Source organism: Kitasatospora mediocidica KCTC 9733, assembly GCF_000744225.1.
Taxonomy (GTDB): domain Bacteria; phylum Actinomycetota; class Actinomycetes; order Streptomycetales; family Streptomycetaceae; genus Kitasatospora; species Kitasatospora mediocidica.
In genome coordinates, this window is record NZ_JQLN01000004.1 from 749,069 (window position 1) to 772,710 (window position 23,642).

Genomic DNA, 23,642 nt, shown 5'->3' on the forward strand with positions numbered 1-23,642 from the left:
CCGGCGTGGGCAGCCGCAGCCCGGTGACCGTCCAGCCGGTGGAGGCCGACGGGATCGGCGGCGCCGACGGCGGCTCGGGGATCGCGGACGGCTGCGCCGGCTCGGTCTCCCCCAGCGGCGGCAGCGGCAGCGTGCTCGCCAGCGGCGCCGACGGCGGCAGCGGCACGGTCGCCGCCGCCGCGCGGGCGGCCGCCGCACGCGCCTCGGCCTCGGCCCGGTAGGCCTCCGGAATGGCGTCCTCGATCACCGGCAGCAGCGCTGTCCCGTCAAACCCCGAACCGCCGAGCCCGGAACCGGCGGCCGGGACGACGCCCGGTTCACCGGTCACCGCCCCGGCCGGAACCCCGGAGGTCGATGCACTGTCCGCCAACGCCGGTCACCACCCCGTCCGCCGTACCCGGCGGCTTTTCTCAGTCCGCAGGTCGCGGCAACCCTCCGCCACTCCCCTTTCGCGCCACCTTACGGGGTGATCTCCCCTCCGCTCCAGGCCGGGGCGCTTGCCCGTCCCGCTCGTACCGGGCGTCATCCGGCCCCTTGACCGAGCGCCGAACGCGGCCGAGCGGGCGCACATCAGTACGGCAGCCGTAAGCCCGTACGAACGGTCGCTATGATGCGGGCGCACGAGGCCACCCCCGCCCGGTCGCGACGGTCGGCCCTCTCCCACGAGCGCGCAGGAAGCACAGGCACCGTGACTCCGACTTCCAACGACGCAGAATCCGCCGTCGCCGAGCCCGGTGCGGAGGCCGCCCCGCCCGGCAAGCCCGCCCCGCCCGGCCCGGCGACCCCGCAGCGGGCCCTGCGGCCCGCCGGATCGGGACGTCCCGGACGCCTGGGACGTCTGGGACGCCTCGCCCGACGCGTTCCGGCGCACTGGCGGCTGCCGCTGGCCGTCGCCGTCGGGACGGAACTGATCCTGCTGCTCTGGTGGGCCGCCTTCTACCCCGGGCTGACCAGCTACGACTCGGCGATGTACGTCTCGCAGGTCACCATCGGGCCGTGGAGCTCGGACCACTCCGTCCTCTACGACGCGATGATCTGGCTCGTCCTGCACATCCCCGGCAAGCTCGCGCTGCTGACCCTGGCCCAGACCTTCGCGGCCGCCGCCACGCTCGCCTACCTCTGCGTCGCCCTGCGCGGGCTCGGCTGCCGGGGCCGCTGGACGGCGCCGATCGCGCTGTTGCTGGCGGCCGCGCCGCCGACCGGCGCGTTCGTCCTCTTCATCTGGAAGGACGTGCCGTTCACGCTCTGCTCGCTCGTGGTCTTCGCCGCGACCGTCCGGCTGATCGCGCTGCGTCCCACGGAAGCGGCACGCCCCACCGGAGCGGCACGCGGCACGGCTGCGCCGCGCGGCGACTGGTGGGCGCTCGGACTGGCGCTGCTCGGACTCGGCCTGTTCCGCAACAACGGCCTGGGCGTCGCGCTGGTGGCCGGCCTCGCGGTCGCGATCGCCGTTCCCGGGCGCCGGGTCGTGCTGACCGCGCTGACCACGGCGAGCGTCGGCGTCTCACTCGCCTGCCAGCTCTTCCTCTACCCCGCGCTCGGGATCCAACAGCCGTCCGTCAGCTCGGTCTTCTCGCTCAACTACCACGACATCGCCGTGGTGTACGCGAACGCCCCGGAGTCCTTCACCGCCCAGGAGAAGGCGGTGATGGCCGAGGTCACCCCGCTCACCGAGTGGACCGCCGGCGGCTCCAACTGCTACGTCTCCGACCAGTTCGTCAGCAACTGGCAGTTCAACCGCACGGCTGCGGAGAAGGTCAACTCCCAGCTCACGGACATCTGGACGCACGCCCTCAAGACCCGCCCCGACCTGGTGCTGCAGGCCCGCATCTGCCGCGGCGACATCGCCTGGTCCCCGTTCCCCGGACCGCCCGCGCTGAGCGGCGACACCTGGATCGCCTACCCCGGGGTCGCGCCGCAGGACCTGTACGGGCTGGCCGCCCCCGGCACCCCGATGGCCTCCGACCCGTACCGCCTCGCGCTCTACAGCCACCCGGTCTCGCAGCGGCTGCGGACCGTCGCCGCCACCTGGTACAACGCGTTCCGCGTGCCGCAGCTCGACTGGATCGTCTACCGCGGCGCCACCTGGTGCTACCTCGCCTACGCCGCGATCGCTTTCTACGTCGGGCGTCGGCGGATGCGAGCGGTGTACGCGCTGGTCGGCGTGCCGCTGGCCTACCAACTGACCGTCCTGGCGGCCAATCCGGCGCCGCTCTACCGGTACATGGTGGGCCCGTTGTTCATCGGCCCGTTCTGCCTCGCCCTGATTCCGGCCCTGCGCGGCTACGAGCAGCCGCACGAGGACGGCGGCGACCGCGAGCGCGACCGCGACGCCGGTAGCTGAGCCGCCCTCAGCAGCACTGATTCCTTCGGGTGAACCGCTGCACGTTCCGCAGCCGAACCGGTGTTCGCCGTGCCTAGAGTGACGCCACGCGCCCCTTCGGCCACGATCCAGGCCCGCGCGGGGCGACGCCCTGCTGCCGTTCTGCGCCAGCCGAACTCCCGAAGGATCCGCCGATGAAGCTCACCGCCAAACGATCACTGCTGCCCATCGCCCTGCTGGCCCTGGGCGCCGCCGCCGTGCCGGCCACACCCGCCGCAGCCGCCACCGCCGCGATCCCGCCCGCCGTCCGCGGCCCGGTCTGTCTCCCCGCGCAGCTCGACCAGTTGCAGGGCGTGCAGTCCCGGCTCGACGATCTCGCCCGATCGGGCCGGGCCGGCAACAGCCAGTACTGGTACGTCGACCAGGGCACCTGCAAGGTCGCCGTCGCCGTACTCGCCGGTGCCCAGGACCGCTCGACCCGGGACTTCCTGGCCGATCTGGACCCCCAGCTGCTGCACGTGACCGAGGTGGCCTCGGCGGTCTCCTCGCGGGTCGCCACCGTGCCGGCCCCGCTGGACGCCGGGACCCCGGCGGCGGACCTGACGTTCAACGGCGGCACGCCGATCTTCAGCGGCACCACGGGCACGGTCTACGAGTGCACCAGCGGGTTCAACAACTACCGCGAGGGCAAGGCGACCACCGCCGGCCACTGCGGCAAGGCCGCACCCAAGTGGTACGACCGCAGCAAGGAGCTGCTGGGCTCGGTCACCGCCGACAAGTTCCCCGGGCACGACTGGGCCGTCATCACCCCCACCGACAAGTGGAAGCTCAACAGCACCGTCCTCGACGACGGCGTGGTGCGCGACGTCACCGGCTTCGCCCTGCCCAAGCTCAACGAGCGGGTCTGCGGCACCGGCGCCACCAGCGGCACCCAGTGCGGGTCCATCGAGGCCACCAACGTGACCGTCAACTACCCCGACGGCCTGGTCACCGGTCTCGCCGAGAGCACCCAGGACGGCAACGCGGGCGACTCCGGCGGGCCCGTCTTCGACCGCGAGCTGGGCAAGGGCCTCGGCCTGGTCAGCGGAGGACCGAAGGGCGGCGGCGGACCGACGTTCTTCCAGCCGCTGAACTTCTGACCCCGGCTCAGTCCCCCTCGCCCCGCCGCAGGACGTGCAGATGGCCGTTCTGCGGGTACGGCGGCAGGGGCGGCAGGACGGCGACGAGCGGGTAGCCGCTCTTCTCGGCCACCCGGCAGGACGCCTCGTTGCCCACCTGGTGGAAGAGCTCAAGGCGGGTGAGGCCATCGGCCGCGAACGTGGCGAAGGCCCAGTCGGTGAGGGACCGCAAGGCCAGCCCGGCCAGGCCTCGCCCGCGTGCGGCCGCGACGGTCCAGTACCCGACCTCCGCGGCCGACGCTCCCCCGCCGGCACCCTTCAGGACGACCTGGCCGACGAGTCGGTGCGAGGCGGCGTCCCCCGTGACCGGCTCCACCACCGCGAAGCTGAAGCGCTCGGCGCGCTGCCGGGCGCCCTCCTGCTCCGCCACCCAGCGCGTCGCGTCGTCCACGTCGTCCAGGTGGGTGACCAGCCACTGCCGCATCTGCGGATCCTGATGCGCGGCCAGGAGCGCGGGAACGTCGTCCTGCTCCCACGGGCGCAGGACGAGCGCGGGCGGGGCGGTCGGCAGGGTGTCCAGAAGCTTGATCATCAGTCAGTTGAGCACACCGGGCCGCCTTCGATCAAGCCGATCCGACCTCTTTGGTCTCCGCCGGACTGCGGCTTCCCAGCAACTCGCCGAGCCGGACCCGGTCGTGGAACGTCGTCGACACCAGGACCGCGAGGAGCCGCAGCGCCTCCAGGTCGCCGCTGCGGGCGACGAACATGCCGGCCTCGCAGTCGTACGACAGCCGCTCGGCTATCTCGGGGGCGTACGCGTCGACGGCCGAGCGGGCGACGAACTCCCAGCCGTACCCATTGCTCCAGCGGCCACGGGCCTCGAACTCGTCCGACAGCGCGACCATCGCGTTGTCGGTGAGGAGCAGCCCGTAGGAGCCGGAATCGCCGTACTCGATGAGGGCCAGCGGTGCGTAGGTCGTCCGGTCGGTATCCATGGTGGCGACGCTAGCGGCCGGCACTGACAACGGTCCGAGGCGGGTTCGGAGGCCGAGCGCGGTGGCGGCTTGAGTACTGTCCCAGTCGGCGGGGGCGGCCCGTGTGACCTGGTTCACAGGACGGGAGTGCATAGCGGGGCTGAGCCCGACGCCTTTCTAGGAGTACAGGCGCATGGGCGAATGAAGGGCGGTGTCAATGAAGCAGCTGCAACCGGACGGCTTCGATGAGTTCGTAGCGGCCCGCTGGTCGGCCCTGTTCCATTTCGCACGCCTGCTCTCCGGTGGAGACCGGCACCGGGCCGAGGACCTGTTGCAAGAGGCGCTCGTCAAACTCTGGTTCGCCTGGCCGAAGGTCGCCCAGCAGGCGCCGGAGCCGTACGTGCGTCAGGTGCTGACGCGCGCGGCGGCCAGGTCCGCGCGGCGACGGTGGTGGGGCGAGCGTCCCACCCGGACTCAGGACATGCCGGAAATCACCGGCCTGGTCGACCTGGCGGCCGAGGTGGAGGAGCGCTCCCGGTTGGAAATCGGGCTGGCGCAACTGCCGGTGCGGCAGCGGGCCGCGGTGGTGCTGCGCTACTACCAGGACCTGCCCGAGCGGCAGGTGGCCGAGGTGCTGGGGTGCCCGGTGGGTACGGCCCGCTCTCTCGTGTCGCGCGGGGTGGCCAAACTGCGGCAGGTACTGGCCGAGGCGGTTGTCGAGCCGGTGAGGTGAAGGAGAAACACGATGGATGACTTCGAGAAGGAGCTGGCTCGAATGATGCACGAAACACCGGAACACACGCCTTTTCAGCCCCGCCACCGCGACCGCCTGGAGGCAGGCGTCCGAACCCGTCGTCGGGCCCGGGCGGCCTGGATGGCCGGCGGATCGGTCCTGACCTTCGCGGGGCTCGGCATCGGGCTGGTGGTCCTGCCCAACGCCTTTGCCCAGGACCACCCCACCACGCCCTTGCAACGCCCGGCGTCGTCGGTCACCTCGCCGACCCCGACACCGACCCCGACACCGACGACGGGTCCGACGACGGATCCGATGCCGACGCCGAGCGCCCCGGCGGCAGGCATGCCGACCTCAACCCCCACCCCCGGGACGGGTTCCATGCGGACTCCCGCTCCGGCGCGGACCGCAGTGTCAGCGCCGCCGCCCATGACCACCCCGACCGCCCCGGCGGCAGGCATACCGACCCCAACCCCCACCCCCGGGACAGGTCCGATGCCAACTCCGGCTTGGACCCCAGCGGCAACGGCCCCGCCGATGACCACCCCGAGCGGCCAGGCGGACGGCGCGCCGAGCCCGAGCCCCACCCCGACTCGGTAGAGGAACTGTGGCCCGTGGCCCGGGAGTTCGACTTCCGGGCCACGTCCCCATGAATCAGCCTGTCAGTGGGCGTTCAGAGAGCTCTGTTCCGCCATGCGGCTTTCATCCCTGACCGCATGGTGATGCCATAGCCGATGGGGAAGTCCGTCCGGTTTGCAGAAGTCATAGAACCGCCTATCAGGCAGCGGCACGGAGTCTTCCGCCACATTCATGCAACCGCTGCGCCGTGAGCCCGGATTTCACGTTGCGAAAAGGCGGTGGGTGGTCGAACGAAGCCTGAAGCCATGATCCACATCGCCTCGATCGACAACCTCACCAAGCGCACAACGGACGAGAGCACACCAACCCGGCGAGGGACCTACTGGGATATAAAGGGCAAACTGCTCCCATTAAATGCCCTCTGAGATGCAGTGTGGTAGACAGGTAATAATCAAAGGGGCATTTTGCACCAGTTCACGCTCGGCATCATGGCGCAGTCACGCAAGGAAAATGAGCATCGACTGCCGGTCCATCCCGCACACTTCGAGCGAATCGACGACGATCTCCGCGGACGCATTCACCTCGAGCAGGGCTACGGCTCCTACTTCGGTGTCTCCGACGAGCAGCTCGCGCCCCTGGTCGGAAGCCTGCGCTCGCGCGCGGAGCTGATCGCCGACTGCGACGTGATCCTGCAGGGCAAGCCCATGCTCGAGGACGTGGCCGAGCTGCGCGAGGGGCAGGTCCTGTGGGGCTGGCCGCACTGCGTCCAGGACGAGAAAGTCACCCAGAGGGCCATCGACCGGCGGCTGACCCTGATCGCCTTCGAGGCGATGAACCACTGGCACCCCGACGGCACGTTCAACCTGCACGTCTTCCACAAGAACAACGAGCTGGCCGGCTACTGCTCGGTGCTGCACGCGATGCAGCTGCGGGGCTCCACCGGCGCCTACGGGCGCCGGCTGCGCGCCGTCGTCATCGGTTTCGGTGCGACCGCCCGTGGAGCGGTGACCGCGCTCAACTCCCTGGGCGTGCACGACGTCGACGTGCTCACCGCGCGCGGCGTCACCGCCGTCAGCGCGCCGATCCACTCCGCCCGGATCGTCCAGTTCGACCACGACGTCGCGGACGACACCGCCGACCCGCGCCGCAGCCACGCCCTCACCGAGGACGGCCGGCAGCCGCTGGCGGAGTTCCTGGCAGGACACGACGTCATCGTCAACTGCGTGCTGCAGGACACCCGGGCGCCGCTGACCTTCCTGATAGACGAGGACCTGGACACGCTGTCGCCCGGCACCCTGGTCATCGACGTCTCCTGCGACGAGGGCATGGGCTTCAGCTGGGCCCGGCCGACCACCTTCACCGAGCCGATTTTCACCGTGGGTGACAACGTCCACTACTACGGTGTCGACCACAGCCCCTCGTACCTGTGGAACGCGGCAACCTGGGAGAACAGCGAGGCACTGATCCCCTACCTGCGCTCGGTGCTGGACGGACCCGCCAGCTGGGAGGCCGACGAGACCATCCGCCGCGCCATCGAGATCCGCGACGGCGCGGTCCGCAACCCCGCCGTCCTGGACTTTCAGCACCGCGCAACCGAGTACCCGCACCTGCAGCAGCGGTAGGCCCTCAGGCGGGTCGAAGTTCAGGGTGATGATCACCTTCATGTGCCCTGAGGCGACCAGTCGGGCGATGGCGGTGCGCGTCCTCGGAGAAGGACCGCCGGACTTGCTCAGCCGGTCGAATGTGGGCCGGTGAGCCAGTGGCTCGGCTCAGATGCTTGGCCGGGTAACGGGATGCGCGTCTGGGGCGGGCCGCGCGGTGGGACTCTGAATCCGGTCGTCGAAAGTCTTTGCCAAACGGTCGACCACGTCGTGCTCCTGGTCGGGTAGCTTCCGTGGCATCCATTGATCTTGATGAGGGCCGGTCGGCACGACCGAACGGGCCTACTGGGAGGGGTGTGCCGTGAGTGTGGTCGACCTGATGGCGACGGCGGCCGGCCTGCCGCAGGCGTGGAGCTCTCGCAGGCTGGGCCAGGTGGGGGCGGCCTGCGTGAAGGTCCTGCGCATGGACGAGCTGTCGGTGGAGGAGGAGAGCCACAGTACCGATGAGGCACTGATCGTGGTCGACGGCCGGCTGGAGCTGGACGTGGACGGCACGCCGGTGTCGGTGCGGGCGGGCGAGCTGTACATGGTGGCGGCGGGAACCGCGCACACGGTCCGCCCCGGAAGTCATGGCGTGCTGGTGATCGTGGAGTCGGCCGAAGAGTGACTGTTCGTCAGGCAGCCTTGGCCGGGTACTCGGTCCAGGTGCGGATCGGTGAGTCGGGGGCGAAGTTGCTCTCCGGTTCGGCGCGGGCATTACGCCGGCGCGCGTAGGCGCCGATGGCGGCGTTCTGCCCGCCGTGGCTGCGGTGGTCAGTGCCGTTGAGGTAGCAGTACTCCCCCGGGTCAGGCGCCCGAGAGGAGGTCGCGGAGGAGGGCGACGGTGTCGGGGTCGAGGTTGCGGCCGGTGCGGCGGCTGAGGGCGTCCAGGCGGTTGACGGCTTTCAGGAGTTGGTCGCGGGCGCCGGCCGAGGCGTAGGCGTAGAACAGGTCGCGGTGCAGGAGTTCGACGTCGGGGGCGACAGCGAGGCCGCGGAAGACGGCTGCCTCGGCGCTGCGGTGGTCGCCGTACTGGAGGCGGCGGGCGGCGAGTTCGTGGGCGGTGTCGACGACGGCGGCCAGCATGTCCTGGCGGGCTGCCTCGGCCCAGCCGTACGTGGTGGCGGGGGCCTCGGCGAAGGGGGCGCCACGGACCAGGGCCAGGGCGTGGGCGAGTGCGGCGTCGGCGGTGGTGCTGGTGCTGCGCATGCCGCGTCGGTAGAGGCTGCGGAACTCGTCCCAGTCGCAGGTCACGGTGGGTGCGAAGGTGCAGCCGTCGGCGCTGTCCGGACGGACGAACGCGCGGCCGTCGGGGGCGGCGCCGAACCAGGTGCCCAGCTCCGGCAGGGAGGCGGGCAGGGCCTGGTCGGGGCGGATGTGGTCGCCGGGGTGGAGCGCACGGTCCACGGCGGCGGGGTCGGCGCCCGGGTTGAGGGCGAGGTAGGCGGCCAGTTCGGTGAGGCCCGCCAGGGCGGCGGGGTCGGCCGGGCCGGTGGCGCCCAGGACGTCGACCGGGCCGAGCAGGCGGACGCGTGGGGCGGTCCGGACGGCGTGCGCCTCCGGGGAGCGGAGGATCGCGAGCAGGTCGTCGGCGTCGGTCCGCGCGGTCACCGTGGCGGAGGCGGACGTGGACGTGGTGCTGGAGGTGGAGCTGGACGCGGTGACGGGCGTGACCGGTTCGGGGCGGACGGCCACCCGCGGGTCTTCGGCGCTGGGGGCCGGGGCCGCGCCGTGCATGGGGAGCGGCTCGGGGGCCGGGTCGGGTTCGAGGGCGGGGGCGGGCTCCACGACGGCCTCGGGCGGCGCGGGCTCGGCGGCGGGGGCGAGTTCGAAGACGGCCTCCGACTCCGGCGTGGGCTCCGGCAGTTGGACCGTCACCGGGATGACCACTTGGCCGCTGCCACCGCCGGCGCCACTGTTCGCCTTCAGGCCGCGGTTGTTGATGCTGTGCCGGGGCAGCCCGCCGAGCGGCAGCCCCGAGAGCGGTCCGGACGCTCCTGCAGCGGCGGCCGGAGCGGACGAAGGCGACGGCGACGGCGACGCCGAGTACGGGTCGTTCGCGAAGGTGGCCCCGCCCGGCCCGACCGGTCCAGCCGACCCGGACGAACCGCCGGGGGCGGCAGCCGGGTCGACGGTGGCGAACGGGCTGCTGCCGGTCCCGATCAGCCGGGCGATCAGCCGCGGCCCGGCCTCCGGCACGCCGTCGGGCAGCGACGCCCCGACGAACGGCGCGTTGACGGCCGCGCCGGGAGCACCGACCCCCGCCAACACGGGTACCGGCCTGGGCAGGTCGGCGGGCTCGAGCTCCTCGCCGTCCAACGTCCAGCTGGGCGCGGCCTGTTGCTCCGTCGAACCGGACGTCTGCATCAACTCGCTCCAGTGGCCGAACTGTTCGTCGGTCAGCCGCTGGAGTTGCAGCGAGAGGTGGAGTCCGGGCAGGTTGGCCGCACCGGTACTCGGCAGGGTCCACCGGGCGACCGGGCCCGCACCGCGCTCGGGGGCCCGGGTGACGACGGCCAGGCAGGTGCGCGGCCGCCCGTCCAGCAGGCGGCCCAGCTCGGCCGGAACGCTGCCGCTGGGCGGCTGGGCGGAGAGCACGATCTCCGGCACCCAGGCCTCGTCGGCGTGACCGCGGCTGCGGGCGTCGCGGGGATGGGCGGCCCCGGCGGAGACCAGGGTGGCCCTGGCCTTCGCGGTGCGCGGGCCGAGCGCCGACAGCGCGGCCTCCAGGTGGGGGTAGTGGTGCACGCGGTCGGCCACCGTGTCGGAGACCGGCAGGTCGTCGGCGAAGCCGATCAGGTGCAGGTTGAGCTTGTCGGCCAGCGGGCTGTGCGCCAGCTCCAGCGCGATGGTGCGCAGCACCCCGCGAGCGTCGTCGGGGTGGCCGCTGAGGTGCAGCAGCCGGACGGTCTCCAGGTCGGCGAGCACGGCGGCGCCGTCGGCGGCGCTGCCGAGGGTGACCAGCGCCGGGTAGGGCGCCGGGACCTTGGCGGCCTGCTGGGCGGAGAGCAGGTCGCCGGAGTCACCGGCGCACCACCAGACGTTGGCGGCGTGCGCGGCGCGGAACGGCGCGATCGGCACGGCCGGTGCCGCCAGGTGCAGTTCGATGGTTCCGCCGGCGGTCACCCGGACGGCGGCCAGCGCGGGCAGGCGCTTGCCGGTGCGGCTGACGTTGCGGGCCAGGGTGCGCAGCGACCTGTTCAACTGGTCGAGTCCGGTGCTGCTCTGACGGGCTTTCAGTTCGGATTCAAAGGCGGCGGCGGGCGGCGGCGGCATCACGATCCGGTGCCGGGGGCGACGGGCGCGCTGCTGGATACCGCGCCGGTTGGCCACCGCGCCGATCATCGCGGCGGCGAGCAGCAGACCGATGCCGGAGACCTCCAGGGAGGTGGTGTAGTCACTGCTGGGCGTGTGGGCCTTCGCGCCACCGGACTTGGCCGCGACGGGGTGGGACTCCGAGCGCGGCGGCGCCGAGTGCGGGGCCGGATCGGCGGACGGATGGGGTGTCGCGGACGGGTGGGGCGTCGCCGACGGGTGGGCCTCGGCGGACGGTGCGCCTCCGGCCGTGGACGTGCCCCCGGCCGTCGAACCGCCGGGGTGCGGCGCCGTCTCGGGGGAGGCGGGCGCCGCCGCGGCCGCACCGGGAGCGGGGGCAGCCGGAGCGGCAGGCGCAGCGGGTGCGCCCGGGATCGTCAGCACGGTCCCGGCGGCCACCATGTCCGGGTCGGTCAGCCGCTCCCCGTCCGGTTCCTGGATCCCCTTGTTGGCCGCGAAGAGCTGCGGCCAGTCGTCCGAACTGCCCAGCTCGCGCAGCGCGATGGAGGAGAGCGTGTCCCCGTCCCGCACCGTCGTCGTGGCGTCGTGCGCCCCTGCGGACGGCCCGGGGACGGACGCGCCGGCGGCCGGCGCGGGGGCGGTGTCGGGCGTCGCGCCGACCGGCATCAACAGCTGCCAGCCCGGCTGGATCGGCCGGTCCGCGTCGAAGGTGGTTCCTGAACCGTCCATCACCCGACCGGCGTTGAGCTTGGCGATCTCCTGCCAGCGTTCCCCCGAGCCGAGTTGGCGCTCGGCGATCGACCAGAGGCTGTCGGCGGGCCGGCTGTCGCGCACGGTGTAGCTGGGCTGCTGCGGGTCGGCGGCGGGCAGCGCCGCGCTGGGCGCGCTCACCGGACCGGCCGTCAGGGCCGCGTAGCGCGGCGCGGCCGCGAGCTGTGCCGGAGCCGTCGCTGCGGTCAACTGCCCTGGGGTGGCGGCGAACGAGGCGCCGGCCACCGGCAGCAGCGCGATCACCGCGCCGACCAGGCCGGCCGCGATCCGCTGGCTCCAGCCGAAGGCCGGCAGCCGGCGGGCGACCCGTCCGCGCAACTGGGCCGGGATCTCCAGCAGGACGGAGAGCGCGAAGCAGAGCCAGCCGATCCAGCCGATGCCGACCAGCGCCCAGAGGAACAGCCGCCCGTCGTCGGGCGTACTGAGCACCTGCCAGAGGTTCCCGTCGGCGGCGCCGCCCATCGCGGCCACCGACCGCGTCCCGTAGTAGAGCAGCGCGGGAACGCCGACCAGCAGCACGGCGAGCACCAGCAGCGCGCCGAGCGCGCCCGGCAGTGAGCGCAGCGGACCGCGCCGACGCCCCGGCGGCCGGGCGGCGGCGCGCCCGCCGGCCCGGGTGCCGGCCGGCGGGGCAGCCCTCCCGGGGGCCGCGGAGGCGCCCGATCGGCCGGCGGCCGGGGCGCTCGGGCGGGCATGGACCTTGGCTCGTGGCGCGGCCATCAGGCGCCCCCCGCTTTCTCGACGCCGTGCACCAGAGTGGCGGTGCCCTTGCCTTGCACGGACAGGGTGGGTGTGTTGAACAGCCCCAACAGGGCGGTGTCGTACGTGGTGTCGATGACGATCGTGATGCTGGCGGAGGGCGGCCGGCCGGGCGGCGGCGGTTCGGCGTGCAGCCCGTACGGTGCGAGGTAGGCGTCGGCGGCGGCGTAGGCCGCGGTGGTGTCGATCAGGAAGCCCCGGCCGCCGAGCAACGCCCCCTGGTCGATCTGCTGCCCGCCGACCCGGGCGGCCTCCTGGGCCAGCGCGTCGGCGTCGGCGGTGGCGCGCAGCCGTCCGCCGCAGTCCAGCACGATGCCGATGAACAGCAGCATCATCGTGGCGCTGAGCGCCACGAAGATCGAGATCGTACCCGTGTCACGGGCGTCCCGACGGATCCTCACGTTCCCTCCCCTGCACGGGCGGTGCACTACTGCGACCGGTAGCGGTCGATGACCGATTTGAAGCTTCCGTGCATGTGCACCACACCGCCCGGTAGTACCCCCACGGGGAGCAGATCATTCACCGCGACGGTGCACTCGACGTCCACCTCGACGAGCGTGAGCGGCTGCGCGCCGGGGACCTGGAGCGGAACCGTCCGCGCCGTCACCTGCGGGTCGGGGCAACTGACGCCCTGCTGCCGCAGCGCGTCCTTGACGGCGGTGGCCGCCACCTGCTGCGCCGGCGCGCCGGAGCGGTCCAGCGAGGCGCTGCGCGCCCCGGCGCGCGCGGCGGCGTCCACCGTGCCGCCGACCGTCTCCAGCCGCCCGATCACGACCACCAGACAGAACAGCAGGACGATGGCCGGCGCCAGGATCGCCGCCTCCAGGGCCAGGCTGCCGGCCTGCGGATCGCGTGCGCCGGTCGTGCCGTCGGGCCCGTTCACCGGACCGGGCCCGGTCATGGCGCCACATACCGTTCGATCGGCGCCGAGGCGCTCTGGGTGATCTTCAGCCCGTCGAAGCCGGGCAGCAGGATCAGCGGGTTGACGTGCACGGTGACGGTCAGGTCGGTGGCGGTGCGCACCGGCGGGTCGACCGTCGGGGTCCCGAGCAGGCCGTTGAAGCGGTCCAGGAACGCCTGGGCCCGGTCGTGGGCGGCCTGGTCGGTGGAGCCGTACGCGCGTCCCGCGTCGACGCCCTCGCGCGCGGCGGTGAGGGCCACGTTGTCGGTGTACCAGAGCAGCGAGCTCTGGGCGATGAGCACGACGAGGAAGAGCACCGCCGGGAAGACGAGCGCGAGACTGATGCTGAGGACCCCGCTGTCGCGCTCCCGGCGGCGCTCGGAGGTCACTGCCCGACGCCGCTGGGGATCGCGGTGGGGATCTTGGGCTCGACGGCGTTGCCGAGCTTGGTGAGCGCCGCCAGCACCGCTCCGGCGATCCCGATCACCACGATGATGATCAGCGCCATCTCCACGCTCAGCGCGCCGCGGTCGCCCTCGGCCCGCGCGACGCGGGCGCGGCCGGCGTGGACGCGCAGCAGCGTCACGGCGAGTTGCAGGGGCAGCATCAGCGGTGCCAGCAGCAGGAGGGGCAGAGTACGCAGGGTCTTCATGGTTCGCTCTCCCAGGTGAGGGGAATTCCGATGGGCCGGAATCGAGTTCGGAACACGCACGGACGTCAGAACACATGGAGCATTTGGTACAGCGCGGGGTAGACGATCAGGATGGTCATCAACAGGGTGAGGGCGGCGCCGGGCGCCACCATCTGTTCGCTGTCGGAGCCGGCCTTCGCCAGTTCCGCGGCGAGCAGCTCGTCGCGCAGGCCCTTGGAGCGGGCCCGTAGCGTGTCGTAGACGGCGGCTCCGTCGGTGCCGGAGAGCCGCATGATGTCGGCGACGTCCTGGAGGGGCGTCAGGCCGAGTTCCTCGGCGAGTGCGTCCAGGCCGTCCCAGGGGGGCAGCCGGTCGGTGGCCGCCCGCTCCAGGGCGTCCCGGATCCGCCGGAAGACGTTGCCCCGGCCGACGGCCGCCGCCCGTCGCATCGCCTCGGCCGGACCGTGGTCGGAGGCCCGCTCCAGCGCGACGAGTTCGAGGTAGGCCGCGATGCCGTGCAGGTACTCGGTCCTGGCCTCCTTGGCCTCGCCCTGCACGATGCCGTCGGGCAGCATCCAGCCGGCCGCCGCCAGGGCCACGCCGAGCAGCGCGGGCAGCGCCACCGACAGGCTGATCCCGACGAGGGCGGCCATCGCGGAGAGGTAGCCGGGGAGCAGCAGACCGACCAGCGCGAAGAGCAGCTTGTGCGCCATGAAGCGGGCCGGGGTGCGGCCGATCAGGGCCAGCGACTGGGTCGGCAGCCGCGAGCCCGCGTAGGCCAGCGAGCGGGCGCCGAGGCGGTCGTACCAGGTCTCCTGCTCGTCGACGCTCTGCGCGCGGTGTTCGACCGGCGCGCGGTGCAGCCGGTCCAGCGCCTGGCCCAGATTCGGTGGCGAGGGCCGGAGTTCGGCGACCAGCAGGGCGACCCCGCCGGCCGCGGCGGCGCCGGCCAGGACGGCCCACGGCGAGATCATCGGGTCTCCTTCAGCAGCGGCGACGCCAGGTCGGCCCGGGCCTCGCCCTCGTCGTCCGACCCGTCCGGCTCGGGCAGCGCGCCGACCCGGCTGCGCCGGTCGGGCTCCAACAGCCGTGGCAGCGGCGGGTTCGAGGCCAGCGAGCGCATCCAGGCGATGACCGCGACGAAGAGCGCGGCCAGGACGCCGAGCACCAGCTGTCCCTGGAAGGAGCTGTAGGGCGCGGTGTAGCGCTCGTTGAACGAGCCGACCACGATCACGCCGAGGATGATCGTCACCAGCCAGCGGATGGTCGTACGGTGCTTGGAGCGGTCGGCCTCGATCGAGCGCCGCTGGCGGACCTCCTCGCGGACCGACTCGGCCAGGTCGGAGAGCGCCCGGGCCAGCCCCGGCCCGCTGTCGCCGGAGCGCAGCAGCAGCGCCGCGAGGACCTTGTCGGCGGTGGCGTCCGCCAGGCTGTCCGCGAAGGCGCGCAGCGCGTCCTCGGCACGCCAGCGGGCCTGCAGCCGGGCGGCCAGGTCCTCGATCTCGGGTGCCAGCGCGGTGGGCGCCGTCTTGCGGCTGCCGAGCAGCGCCTGGTTGAGGCCGATCCCGAGCAGCAGCACGTCGGCCAGCCGCTGGGTCCACTCGGCCAACGCCTCCAGCCGGACGATCCGCCGGGTGTCGGAGCGGGTGGCGGCGAACAGCCAGGGCAGGCCGAACACCGCCAGCGGGACCAGGCCCAGGGTGAGCGGGATCCGGCTGAACAGCCAGACCAGCGGGGCGCCGGTCAGCGAGAGGGCGAGTTGGATGCGGCGGCGTCGGACCACCGACGGCGCCGGGGTGCCGGGCCCGCCGTACCAGAGGACGTGCGCCCGGGTGGCCAGCGGGCCGGGCTCGGAGCGCTCGGCGGCGCGGTTGCCGTTCAGGCCGACGGCGAGGGCGACCAGGCCGCCGGCCAGCAGGAGCCCGCACAGGGCGTAGAGCAGCATCAGTGGCGTCCCTCCGGACGGGTGGTGACCGGACGAGTCATCGCAGACCACCGATCCGCAACGAGAGCGGTGCACTCCATGTGCCGTACGCGGACTGCAGCAGGCCGGCGTCGAAGCCGGCCCGGCGCAGGTCGTCCAGGCAGTTCGGCGGGGTGTGCGGGACCGCGCGGGGCTCTCCCAGGTCGGGCCGGGGCCCGAAGACGGTGTTCAGCGCCGGGCGGCCCTGCTCACCGAGGCCGGTGATCTCCATGACGTGCGAGACGAACCGGTGCCGGCGCCCGCCGACCGCCGTCTCGTCGACCATCGTCACGTGCACGATCAGGTCGATCGCGTTGGCGATCAGCCGGTAGGCCAGGCTGTCGGTCATGTGCGAGCCGTACTCCAGGCAGAGTTCGGCGATCCGGTCGACCACCATCTGCGGGCCGCGCGCGTGCAGCGTGCACATCGAGCCGCCCTCGCCGTTGGTCATCACCCGCAGCATCGGGACGACCTCACCGGAGCGGACCTCGCCGACGATGATCCGCGACAGCGTCATCCGCAGCGCCGCGGGGATCAGCTCGCCGATCGTCAACTCCCCGGCCACCTTGCCGTCGACGCGCTCGCCGTTGCCCTCGCGGGCCTCCATCGGGACCACCTGGCGCAGGTGGCCGAGGGTGTGCAGCCAGAGTTCGAACTCCGACTCCAGCGTGCCGACCCGCTCGTCCGCCGGGATCTCGGCCGCCATCGCGCGCAGCAGGCTGGTCTTGCCGACGCCCTGGGTGCCGGTGATGATCACGTTCTTCCGGGCCCGGATGGCGGCGGCCAGGAAGGCCGCGATGGTCGGGTCGACGGTGCCCAGCGTCACCAGGTCGGACAGCGTCGCCGAGGCGACCCGGTGACGGCGGATCGCGACATACGGGCGCGGGGTCACCTCGGTCATCGCCTGCAGCCGCATGCCGCCCTCCAGGCGCAGCGCCAGAGTCGGGCTGGCGGTGCTCAGACTGCGCTCGCCACCGCCGTGCTGGCGGGCCAGGTCCTGGAGCATCTCGACGAGTTCGGCGTCGGAGTCGGCCACCGGCGGTACCTGGCGCAGGGGTTGGTGGACGCGGGAGATCCAGACGTCGTCGCAGCCGTTGATCAGGATGTTCTCGATCTCCGGGTCGTCCAGGTACGGCTGGAGCCGGCCGGCCCGGAAGAGCAGGTCGTAGACGGCCTCGGAGAGCGCGCGGTCCTGCTCGCGGGTCGGCGGGACGCCATGGCTCTGCGCGTACGCGTCGGACCAGCGGGCCACCGCCTCCTCGATCAGCGCCCGGCCGCGCTGGCGGCGGGTGGCGCGGTCGGCGTCCAGTCCGTGACTGCCCGTCAGACGGGAGAGCTGCTGGTGCAGTTCGGCCGCGACCTGGCGCTTGAGCTCACGGGCCACCTGCTGGTCGACGGGCGGCGCGGTGGCGGCCCCCCAGGGGTCGAGGGTCGGCAGCACCGGCAGGCCGACCGGCGAGGCGGCGGCCGGGGACGGCGGCGGGGGCGCGGCGGCGTACTGCGGCTGGGCCTCGGCCGGCGGCTGGGACCGGGGCTGGGCCCACCGCGGCGGCTGCGGCGGGAACTGGCCGACCGGCTGCGCGGACGGACGGACCGGGCCGGGGATCACCGGACCGGCCGGCGCCGACGCGGCGCCATGGCCCGCGTACGCGTCGTCCGGGTAGCCGGCGTCCGGCTGAGCGTCGTGGACGGCCGGGGCGGGGGCGATCGGCGTCCACGGCAGCGCGGCCGGGTCGCCGGCGGGACGGTCCCGCATCGGGCTACCGCGCACGGAGCACCGCCCCCTGGGTCTGCTCGTCGTCCTGCGGAGCGCGGAACTGCTCGGGCGCGGCCGGGTGCGGCGCTATGGCGGCGAGCGGCGGTTGCGGTAGCGATTGCGGATACGGCTCGGCGGTCTGCGGGTGCGGCTGCGGCTGCGCATGCGGGTAGGGCTGCACGGTCGGGCTCGGGGTCGCCGTCGGGCTCACCGGACCGGTCCGAAGCGGCCGCACCGGCCCGGTCTGCGGCACGTACGCTGCCCCGGACTGCGTCGCGTACACCTGCCCGCCGTACTGCGGATCGGCGTACGGGGGTTCGCCGAACTGCGGCTCGGCATAGGCCTGTTCACCGTACGACGGCGGCGGCGCGCTCCAGGACTGCTCGGGCTCCGGTGCGTAGACCTGCCCCGACGGCCCCGCGTACGGCTGCTGCACCGGCGACGGCTGCGACTGCGACTGCGCCGGGTACGCCAGCGGGTGCGACTCCTCCGGCGCGCCCCACCCGTACCCGGCGGCGGGCGCCGGCGTGGACGCCTGCGGGACGGCCGCCGCGGCCGCCCCCGCGACCACGCCGAGGGCCGAGAGCCGGGCGCGGCGGCGCTGGACCAGCGTCTGGATCTGATCCGCCGCGCTGCGCGCCGTACGCATCAACTCGGAGCGCATGAACCGCCGGTCCGTACTGTCCCCGCCGTCCGACAGCACCCGCGCCGTCCGCACGGCGTGCGGCAGCAGCCCGAGCACCGGCAGCCCGAGCTCCCGGGTGATGTCCGCCGCCGGGTAGGGCCCCTCGGCGATCACCAGCAGCCCGAGCGCGTCCGCCCCGGTGCCGGCCGACTCCAGGTCCTCGCGCAGCGCGGCCAGCCGCGGCCGGGCCGCGCTGAGCCCGCGCAGCGTGCTGCGCAACGTCACGACGACGGCGTCGGCCCGCCGGGCGAGGATCGCGCCGGGACCACTCGCCCCGGAGCGCCCGAGGTCGAGCAGCACGTCGTAGCCCTGCGGACCGAGCGCGTGCAGGGCCTCGACGAGCGGCTCCCAGGTGTAGGCGAGACCGGCGGCCTGCGCCGGGTCGGTCAGGCCGGGCAGCAGCAGCCGTTCGCCGTTGCCGGCCGGCGAGATGTCGACCAACTGGTCCCAGAGCGTCTCGGCGAGCAGGCCGCGCCGGTCGGCGACGGCGAGGTTGCGCAGCCCGTACACGGCTTCGACCCGGCCCTCCAGCGCACCGGCCAGGGCCGCTCCGCCGTCCGGGTCGCACTCGGCGAGCAGGACCTTGCGTCCCGGCGCCAGCGGCCAGGAGAGCAGCAGGGCAAGGGCCGTGGTGGTGGCCCCGGGAGCGCCCAGGCCGCCGGCGATCGCGATCACGGCCATCAGGCGGCCCCCCCGCCGGTCCCCGGGGCCCCGAGCCGGAGGGTGCGGGCGACGGCGCCGCCGACGACGCGGTACGCGGGGCCAGGATCACCTGGAACCGGCCGCCCGACACCCACGCGGCCAGCGTCGGCCCGTCGCTCGGCTGCACCGCGACGTCGACCACCTGGCTGCCGTCGCCGCCGGCCCGCCCGACCTCGGCGACCACCGCGCCGATCGTCGCGGGACCGTGCGCGCCCCCGCCGGACGCCCCGTTGCCGCCCGAGGCCTGCGACGACTGGCCCGACTGGCCCGACTGACCCGTCTGCGAGGACGCGTCGGAGGTCAGCACCACGATCACCTGCTGCCCCGGCTCCAGCCCGCCGGCCGGCAACTGGCTCGGCCTGACCGCGAGTCCGACCACCTGGTCGCTCGGCTTGACCACCAGCGCGTTGGTGATGTCGGCGGGCAGCAGCAGCGCGCCGCGGTGCAGGTCGGTGCTGGCACGGCGGCCGATCGCCAGGCCGCGGTCGGAGGCGCTCACCGGGTTCAGCGCCGGGTCGCTGGCGATCCGCGCCACCACCAGGTCGTCGGCGGTCAGCGCCTGCCCGTACGGGACGTCACGGGCCAGTGCCAGCACGGCGATCCGCTGCCCGGTGCTGTTGTAGAGCACCGCCCCGCCGAGTCCGCCGGCCGCGATCAGCGCCGCGGCCATGGCGATCATCGCCGGGCGTCGGCGCCGGGCGCGCAGCGAGCGGGACGGGGTGACCGGGCCGGACGAGCCCCCGCGCCCCGAACCGGCCGCAGCTGGCGGCTGGTCCTGGCCGAAGGTGGGCGTGCCGAGGGTCGGGGACGGGAATGTGCGGTTCTCCACCGGACTTCGGCCTTCCTTGCTGAGGGACTGTGCCGACTACGGGTACGGGTACGGGGGTTCGGGTCGGGTCGGCGGGCGGCTGCCGGGGGCAATCGGCGGCCGCCTGTCGACCCCGGCGTTCAGTTCAGGACTTGCAGTTCGTTCACCTTCAGCGCGAGCGGTGCGCTGGCCACCGTGAGGTCCAGCTCGGGCCAGGCCTGATTCCCGGTGGCGTCGTCGACCGAGGTGACGGCCCAGGACTCGGTCACCGTCAGGTAGTAGCCGGCGTCGGGCGAGGCCTTGAGGTACGTCTGGATACAGGCGTCCGCGGGCGGGTCGTTCTCCAGGCCCACCGCGTACGGGTGACCGGCGCCCTTGCCCTGGCAGGAGGCCAGGACCTCCTTGCCGGTCACCGGGTCGCGGTAACCGAGGTCCCAGACCACGTCCTTGAGCACGGCGGTCGCCGTGACCGAGATGCCGGAGAGCGAGGCCGTCCGGCTCTGCGGACCGGTCAGCTCCTCGGCGGTGGCGTTCGGGGCGTCGTACCAGAGCCAGACCGGCACCCCGACCAGCGCCGTACCACCCGGTGCCGTGTGCGCCACCGGCGTGACGAACTGGAGCTTCTTGAAGGCTATTTGCGCCACCACGCCGGGATCCGGCGGCGGCGCGCCCGCGCCGGGCGCCTTGGCCTCCCAGACCGGGGCCTCCGGGTTGAGACCGCCGGCGGTGTCCCGGCAGGTCTTGTCGTAGATCGCGCCGGTGCTGGGGTCGTTGCCGGCCCAGGCCGGGTCGCCGGGCGGCGGCTGCGGGTCGCTCTTGCTGTAGTAGCAGCCGTCACCGGTGTCGAAGTAGCCGAGGTCCGGGTCCCAACAGGGCCACTGCTGACCGTTCCAGGTGCAGGTCTGGGTGCCCCCCGACCCGCCGCCCGTTCCCCCGCCGGAACCGCCGCCACCGGGCGCGGGGCTCTGGCCGGGGGTGGTGACCACGATGCAGACCGCCTGGACGACGCAGGGATTGATCCCCCCCGTCGGACCGGCGGCCGCGGCGGGCAGTGTCGACCCGGCCAGCAGAGCGATCAGTAACAGGAGTTGACCAGGAATTCGGCGTACCGACTTCGACGACCTCAACATGTCCGGCCTGCCTCGCGATTGAACTCGACAACCATCCAGGTAGTGCCGTTGGCGCGCATCTCGGCACTCGCGACATAGCGTTCCAGGCGCTGCGGCGGATCCTTGACCGACCCGTCCACGGCATCGGCCTGGTGCCAGCCGGTGACATCCACACAGTCCTCGACCACCGCACTCTGTGGAGTGCCGGAAAGATCGAGTTTCGCCACCACCGGTGAATTGACGGGAGCCCCGCTCATCACCAACTTGGCCTCGTGCAAAGAAACCAGGCTCGCCAGCACACCGCTGAGCGCCTCGCCGGTGGAGTAGATCCGCAGTTGCGTCCCGGTCGAGTCACTCCGCGCATCCGCCTGCACCTGCGCCGCCCACCAGGCCTGATAGGCCCTCAGTACCACCCGTCCCACGGCCCCCTCGGGCCCGTCGGTGGGCGCTGTCACTCCCCCGTCCGGGGAGCCGGAGGGTGCCGCGACAATCCCACCCGCCGCACTGGGACCGGGAGTTCCGATCCGGGCCGCGACCCCCGGCCGATCAGCGGCGCAGCCGGCCGCGAAAAGCGTGAGCAGAGCCACCGCACCGACCCCGACCGCCCTCAGGCGTAACAAAGCCTTGCAACGGCGCATAGCCCCACCTTGCCGCGACTGACCGACAGCTGGCCGAAGTTGGCAGAAAAAGCCTGCCTACTGCCTTGGTGCGAGTGAAGTGCGAGTGAAGACCGATTCTTCGCCAACCCACCCGCCCACGGCAACACCTTGGGCCCCTGACCTTACGCGGAAGGCGGATCCGTTGGGGCACTTTCCCGCCACAGAACAGCCAACAGTTCTTCGGAAACCGACAATCCGGCCAGCGCACCACGCACGGCGGCCCGATTGCGCATCAACAACCGGCCACCCGAAGGAGGGACAAGCAGCCGCGCCTCGATACCTGACGCCAGTTCACCCCAGGCCAGCTCGGCCGCGACGGCGGGATGCAGCTCCGCCGGAGCGACGGTGGCGGGCCCCCCTGGCACCCCGCGCTCCAGCACCCGGTCGAGCGCCCAGCTGAACGAGCCCTCGGCGCCGGGCAGTACCGCGTCCCGCCCGCGGCGACCGCCCGCGTACGGGCCGACCCGGCCCCAGAGCGGCACCCGGGAGTGCGTGAGCAGCTCGGCCACCCCCTGCTCGCCGCCGGCCCCGCCGATCGCGGCCCAGGTCTCCGGCGCCGCCACCGCGTCGACCAGCAGCAGCACCTCGTCCTGGGCGCCGTGCACCATCGCGCTGACCACCCAGTCCCAGGCCAGCCCGCGCCGGTAGGCGTTGTCCGGGGTGCTGCCGGCGGTGACCAGCGCCAACCGGCGGCCGCGCTGGTCCGCCACCAGCTGGCCCAGCAGGCAGACCACCAGCCACCGCCCCTGCTGCCGGGCCGCCTCGCGCAGCGCGGTCAGCATGGCGTTCGCGTCGGCGTCCGGCGGCACCAGGGTGGCCCGGCAGCCGCGTGAGCCGGTGTCGAAGCAGACCGCGGGAAGTGCCTGGGCCAGCAGCCGGGCGCCGTGCGCGGCCTGCGCGGAGCCGCCGTAACTGCGCTCCGGACCGCCGTCCGCGCCGATCACCACCAGTTCGACGCCACCAGTCATGCCCGCACCCCACTCCGCGTCCGTCCGATTCGGCCGAATCGGCCGGCCGGATGCCCGTCACCGCCGGCCCTGCCGTACCCTGCCCGCCACACTCTGCCGCACGACGGTCCACTCGTGGTGACTCTCGACCGGAACGACTCCGATCGGGTCTCGCCGGGCCGGGTCCCAGGACCGGGACCATGGGCCCTACCGGTCCCCCGCGCCCACCCGCACCATCGGGAGCATGGACCCCGCCCACCCCGCCGACCGGATCGAGACGCTGAGCGAGGCCGAGTGCCTTCGGCTGCTCGCCACCGTGCCCCTCGGCCGCGTGGTGTACACCGCCCACGCGCTGCCCGGCGTGCTGCCGGTCGCCTTCCGGGTCGAGCCGGACGGACGGCTGGTGCTGGCGCTGCTCCCGGGCGGCACGCTCTCCCGCGCGCTGGACGGCACGGTCACGGCGTTCCAGGCCGACGACGTCGACGTCGCGGCCGGCCACGGCTGGAGCGTCACCGTGCACGGGCACACCGCGGTGGTGCGTGATCCGCGGACCTACTGGGAGCTGCTGCGCAGCGGACCGAAGCCCTGGGTCCCCGAGCCCGAGCCGATGTTCGTCGTGCTGACCCCCGAACTGGTGGTCGGCCAGCGGCTGAGCCCGGCGCCCGTCGGCGGCGAGGTCTCACCCCGCCACCGGGTCTGCGCCGGGTAGGGCTACGCTCCCCCGGACGGGCGGAAGGCCGTCCCCCCGTCCGCAGTCCCCAGCGGCCCTCAGGAGCGCAGTCATGACGACGTTCGCCACCCTCGACGAGCTGACCGCGGCGGTCGGCACCGAGCTCGGCACCAGCGACTGGCACACGGTGACCCAGAAGCAGGTCGACCTCTTCGCCGAGGCCACCGGTGACCACCAGTGGATCCACACCGACCCGGAGCGCGCCAAGTCCGGCCCGTTCGGCGGGCCGATCGCGCACGGCTACCTGACGCTCTCGCTGATCCCGCTGCTGGCCAAGGAGTGCTACGGCGTCGACGGCGTCCGGATGGCCGTCAACTACGGTTCCGACAAGGTGCGTTTCCCCGCCCCGGTGCCGGTCGGCAGCGCGGTGCGGGCCACCGCCGAACTGCTCTCGCTGACCGAGGTGACCGGCGGTGCCCAGGCCGTGGTGCGGTTCACCATCGTGAGCGAGGGCAGCGCCAAGCCGCACTGCGTGGCGGAGACGATCACCCGCTTCTACCGCTGACGCCGACGCGGCTGACGGCCCGTTCGGCGGGCGCCCCGAACGGAGTGCGGTCCCGGGATCCAGCGGGCCCGGC

Annotated in this window: 22 protein-coding genes and 1 pseudogene; 8 read left to right on the forward strand and 15 right to left on the reverse strand. The window is 73.4% G+C overall.

Features of this window, described 5'->3' with window-relative positions; all coding sequences use genetic code 11:
* Positions 1 to 5 precede the first annotated feature (5 nt).
* The 3 genes from BS80_RS40615 (at position 6) to BS80_RS10955 (ending at position 3,462) form a co-directional block, all read left to right on the forward strand.
* Complete coding sequence (locus tag BS80_RS40615; protein WP_157536148.1) at positions 6 to 221, forward strand: hypothetical protein; 216 nt, start codon at positions 6 to 8, stop codon at positions 219 to 221.
* Between the two features lie 467 nt (positions 222 to 688).
* Positions 689 to 2,344, forward strand: a complete 1,656-nt coding sequence (locus BS80_RS10950; RefSeq protein ID WP_035795972.1) for a hypothetical protein — start codon at positions 689 to 691, stop codon at positions 2,342 to 2,344.
* Positions 2,345 to 2,517: 173 nt separating this feature from the next.
* Complete coding sequence (locus BS80_RS10955; RefSeq protein ID WP_035795974.1) at positions 2,518 to 3,462, forward strand: S1 family peptidase; 945 nt, start codon at positions 2,518 to 2,520, stop codon at positions 3,460 to 3,462.
* A 7-nt stretch (positions 3,463 to 3,469) separates the two neighbouring features.
* Here BS80_RS10955 and BS80_RS10960 read toward each other — a convergent pair whose 3' ends face one another.
* The gene (locus tag BS80_RS10960; RefSeq protein WP_051966457.1) at positions 3,470 to 4,033 is read right to left on the reverse strand and encodes a GNAT family N-acetyltransferase; all 564 of its coding nucleotides are present in this window, start codon (positions 4,031 to 4,033) and stop codon (positions 3,470 to 3,472) included.
* A 31-nt stretch (positions 4,034 to 4,064) separates the two neighbouring features.
* Positions 4,065 to 4,436, reverse strand: a complete 372-nt coding sequence (locus BS80_RS10965) for an Imm51 family immunity protein (protein WP_035795976.1) — start codon at positions 4,434 to 4,436, stop codon at positions 4,065 to 4,067.
* 196 nt (positions 4,437 to 4,632) lie between these two features.
* Between BS80_RS10965 and BS80_RS10970 the strand changes: the two genes are divergently transcribed.
* The 3 genes from BS80_RS10970 (at position 4,633) to BS80_RS10985 (ending at position 7,995) form a co-directional block, all read left to right on the forward strand.
* A complete protein-coding gene (locus tag BS80_RS10970; protein WP_035795977.1) occupies positions 4,633 to 5,148 on the forward strand; it encodes a SigE family RNA polymerase sigma factor in 516 nt (171 codons plus the stop codon).
* Between the two features lie 1,067 nt (positions 5,149 to 6,215).
* Positions 6,216 to 7,349 carry a N(5)-(carboxyethyl)ornithine synthase gene (locus tag BS80_RS10980; RefSeq protein ID WP_083974662.1) on the forward strand — a complete coding sequence of 378 codons (1,134 nt, stop codon included), beginning with the start codon at positions 6,216 to 6,218 and terminating at the stop codon, positions 7,347 to 7,349.
* A gap of 340 nt (positions 7,350 to 7,689) precedes the next feature.
* On the forward strand, positions 7,690 to 7,995 hold the full coding sequence (locus BS80_RS10985; protein ID WP_035795979.1) for a cupin domain-containing protein: 306 nt from the start codon (positions 7,690 to 7,692) through the stop codon (positions 7,993 to 7,995).
* Between the two features lie 179 nt (positions 7,996 to 8,174).
* Here the strand turns inward: BS80_RS10985 and BS80_RS43510 are convergent, their stop codons facing one another.
* From BS80_RS43510 to BS80_RS11050, 13 genes and pseudogenes are all read right to left on the reverse strand, one after another.
* Positions 8,175 to 12,134 carry a LysM peptidoglycan-binding domain-containing protein gene (locus BS80_RS43510; protein ID WP_051966458.1) on the reverse strand — a complete coding sequence of 1,320 codons (3,960 nt, stop codon included), beginning with the start codon at positions 12,132 to 12,134 and terminating at the stop codon, positions 8,175 to 8,177.
* Positions 12,134 to 12,574 carry a hypothetical protein gene (locus tag BS80_RS10995; protein ID WP_051966459.1) on the reverse strand — a complete coding sequence of 147 codons (441 nt, stop codon included), beginning with the start codon at positions 12,572 to 12,574 and terminating at the stop codon, positions 12,134 to 12,136. Before BS80_RS10995 ends, BS80_RS43510 begins: the two co-directional genes overlap by 1 nt.
* Positions 12,575 to 12,600: 26 nt before the next feature.
* Positions 12,601 to 13,074, reverse strand: coding sequence for a TadE/TadG family type IV pilus assembly protein (locus BS80_RS11000; protein WP_063771938.1), 474 nt, complete (start codon positions 13,072 to 13,074; stop codon positions 12,601 to 12,603).
* Positions 13,071 to 13,463, reverse strand: coding sequence for a TadE/TadG family type IV pilus assembly protein (locus BS80_RS42665; RefSeq protein WP_035795986.1), 393 nt, complete (start codon positions 13,461 to 13,463; stop codon positions 13,071 to 13,073). Before BS80_RS42665 ends, BS80_RS11000 begins: the two co-directional genes overlap by 4 nt.
* Positions 13,460 to 13,726, reverse strand: a complete 267-nt coding sequence (locus tag BS80_RS42670; protein WP_035795987.1) for a hypothetical protein — start codon at positions 13,724 to 13,726, stop codon at positions 13,460 to 13,462. The genes BS80_RS42665 and BS80_RS42670 overlap by 4 nt, the downstream gene beginning before the upstream one ends.
* Positions 13,727 to 13,791: 65 nt before the next feature.
* On the reverse strand, positions 13,792 to 14,679 hold the full coding sequence (locus BS80_RS11015) for a type II secretion system F family protein (protein WP_035795989.1): 888 nt from the start codon (positions 14,677 to 14,679) through the stop codon (positions 13,792 to 13,794).
* Entirely contained in the window at positions 14,676 to 15,650 is a 975-nt protein-coding gene (locus BS80_RS11020; RefSeq protein ID WP_051966460.1) for a type II secretion system F family protein, read from the reverse strand. The genes BS80_RS11015 and BS80_RS11020 overlap by 4 nt, the downstream gene beginning before the upstream one ends.
* 37 nt (positions 15,651 to 15,687) lie before the next feature.
* A complete protein-coding gene (locus BS80_RS11025) occupies positions 15,688 to 17,424 on the reverse strand; it encodes an ATPase, T2SS/T4P/T4SS family (protein ID WP_232246434.1) in 1,737 nt (578 codons plus the stop codon).
* Between the two features lie 4 nt (positions 17,425 to 17,428).
* Entirely contained in the window at positions 17,429 to 18,790 is a 1,362-nt protein-coding gene (locus BS80_RS41795; protein ID WP_063771939.1) for a hypothetical protein, read from the reverse strand.
* Between the two features lie 493 nt (positions 18,791 to 19,283).
* A pseudogene (locus tag BS80_RS44060) lies at positions 19,284 to 19,490 on the reverse strand (SAF domain-containing protein); the annotation flags it as partial.
* A gap of 269 nt (positions 19,491 to 19,759) precedes the next feature.
* The gene (locus tag BS80_RS37620) at positions 19,760 to 20,605 is read right to left on the reverse strand and encodes a hypothetical protein (protein ID WP_051966461.1); all 846 of its coding nucleotides are present in this window, start codon (positions 20,603 to 20,605) and stop codon (positions 19,760 to 19,762) included.
* 137 nt (positions 20,606 to 20,742) lie between these two features.
* Positions 20,743 to 21,183: a hypothetical protein gene (locus BS80_RS11045; RefSeq protein WP_051966462.1), complete on the reverse strand. Its 441-nt coding sequence runs from the start codon at positions 21,181 to 21,183 to the stop codon at positions 20,743 to 20,745.
* Positions 21,184 to 21,509: 326 nt separating this feature from the next.
* Complete coding sequence (locus BS80_RS11050) at positions 21,510 to 22,355, reverse strand: hypothetical protein (protein WP_035795998.1); 846 nt, start codon at positions 22,353 to 22,355, stop codon at positions 21,510 to 21,512.
* Between the two features lie 223 nt (positions 22,356 to 22,578).
* Between BS80_RS11050 and BS80_RS11055 the strand changes: the two genes are divergently transcribed.
* Together BS80_RS11055 and BS80_RS11060 are read left to right on the forward strand one after the other, a co-directional pair.
* Positions 22,579 to 23,043 (forward strand): pyridoxamine 5'-phosphate oxidase family protein, encoded by a 465-nt coding sequence (locus BS80_RS11055; RefSeq protein WP_051966463.1) that lies wholly within the window; start codon positions 22,579 to 22,581, stop codon positions 23,041 to 23,043.
* Positions 23,044 to 23,116: 73 nt separating this feature from the next.
* Positions 23,117 to 23,569 carry a MaoC family dehydratase gene (locus BS80_RS11060; protein WP_035796000.1) on the forward strand — a complete coding sequence of 151 codons (453 nt, stop codon included), beginning with the start codon at positions 23,117 to 23,119 and terminating at the stop codon, positions 23,567 to 23,569.
* The last annotated feature ends 73 nt before the right edge of the window (positions 23,570 to 23,642 follow it).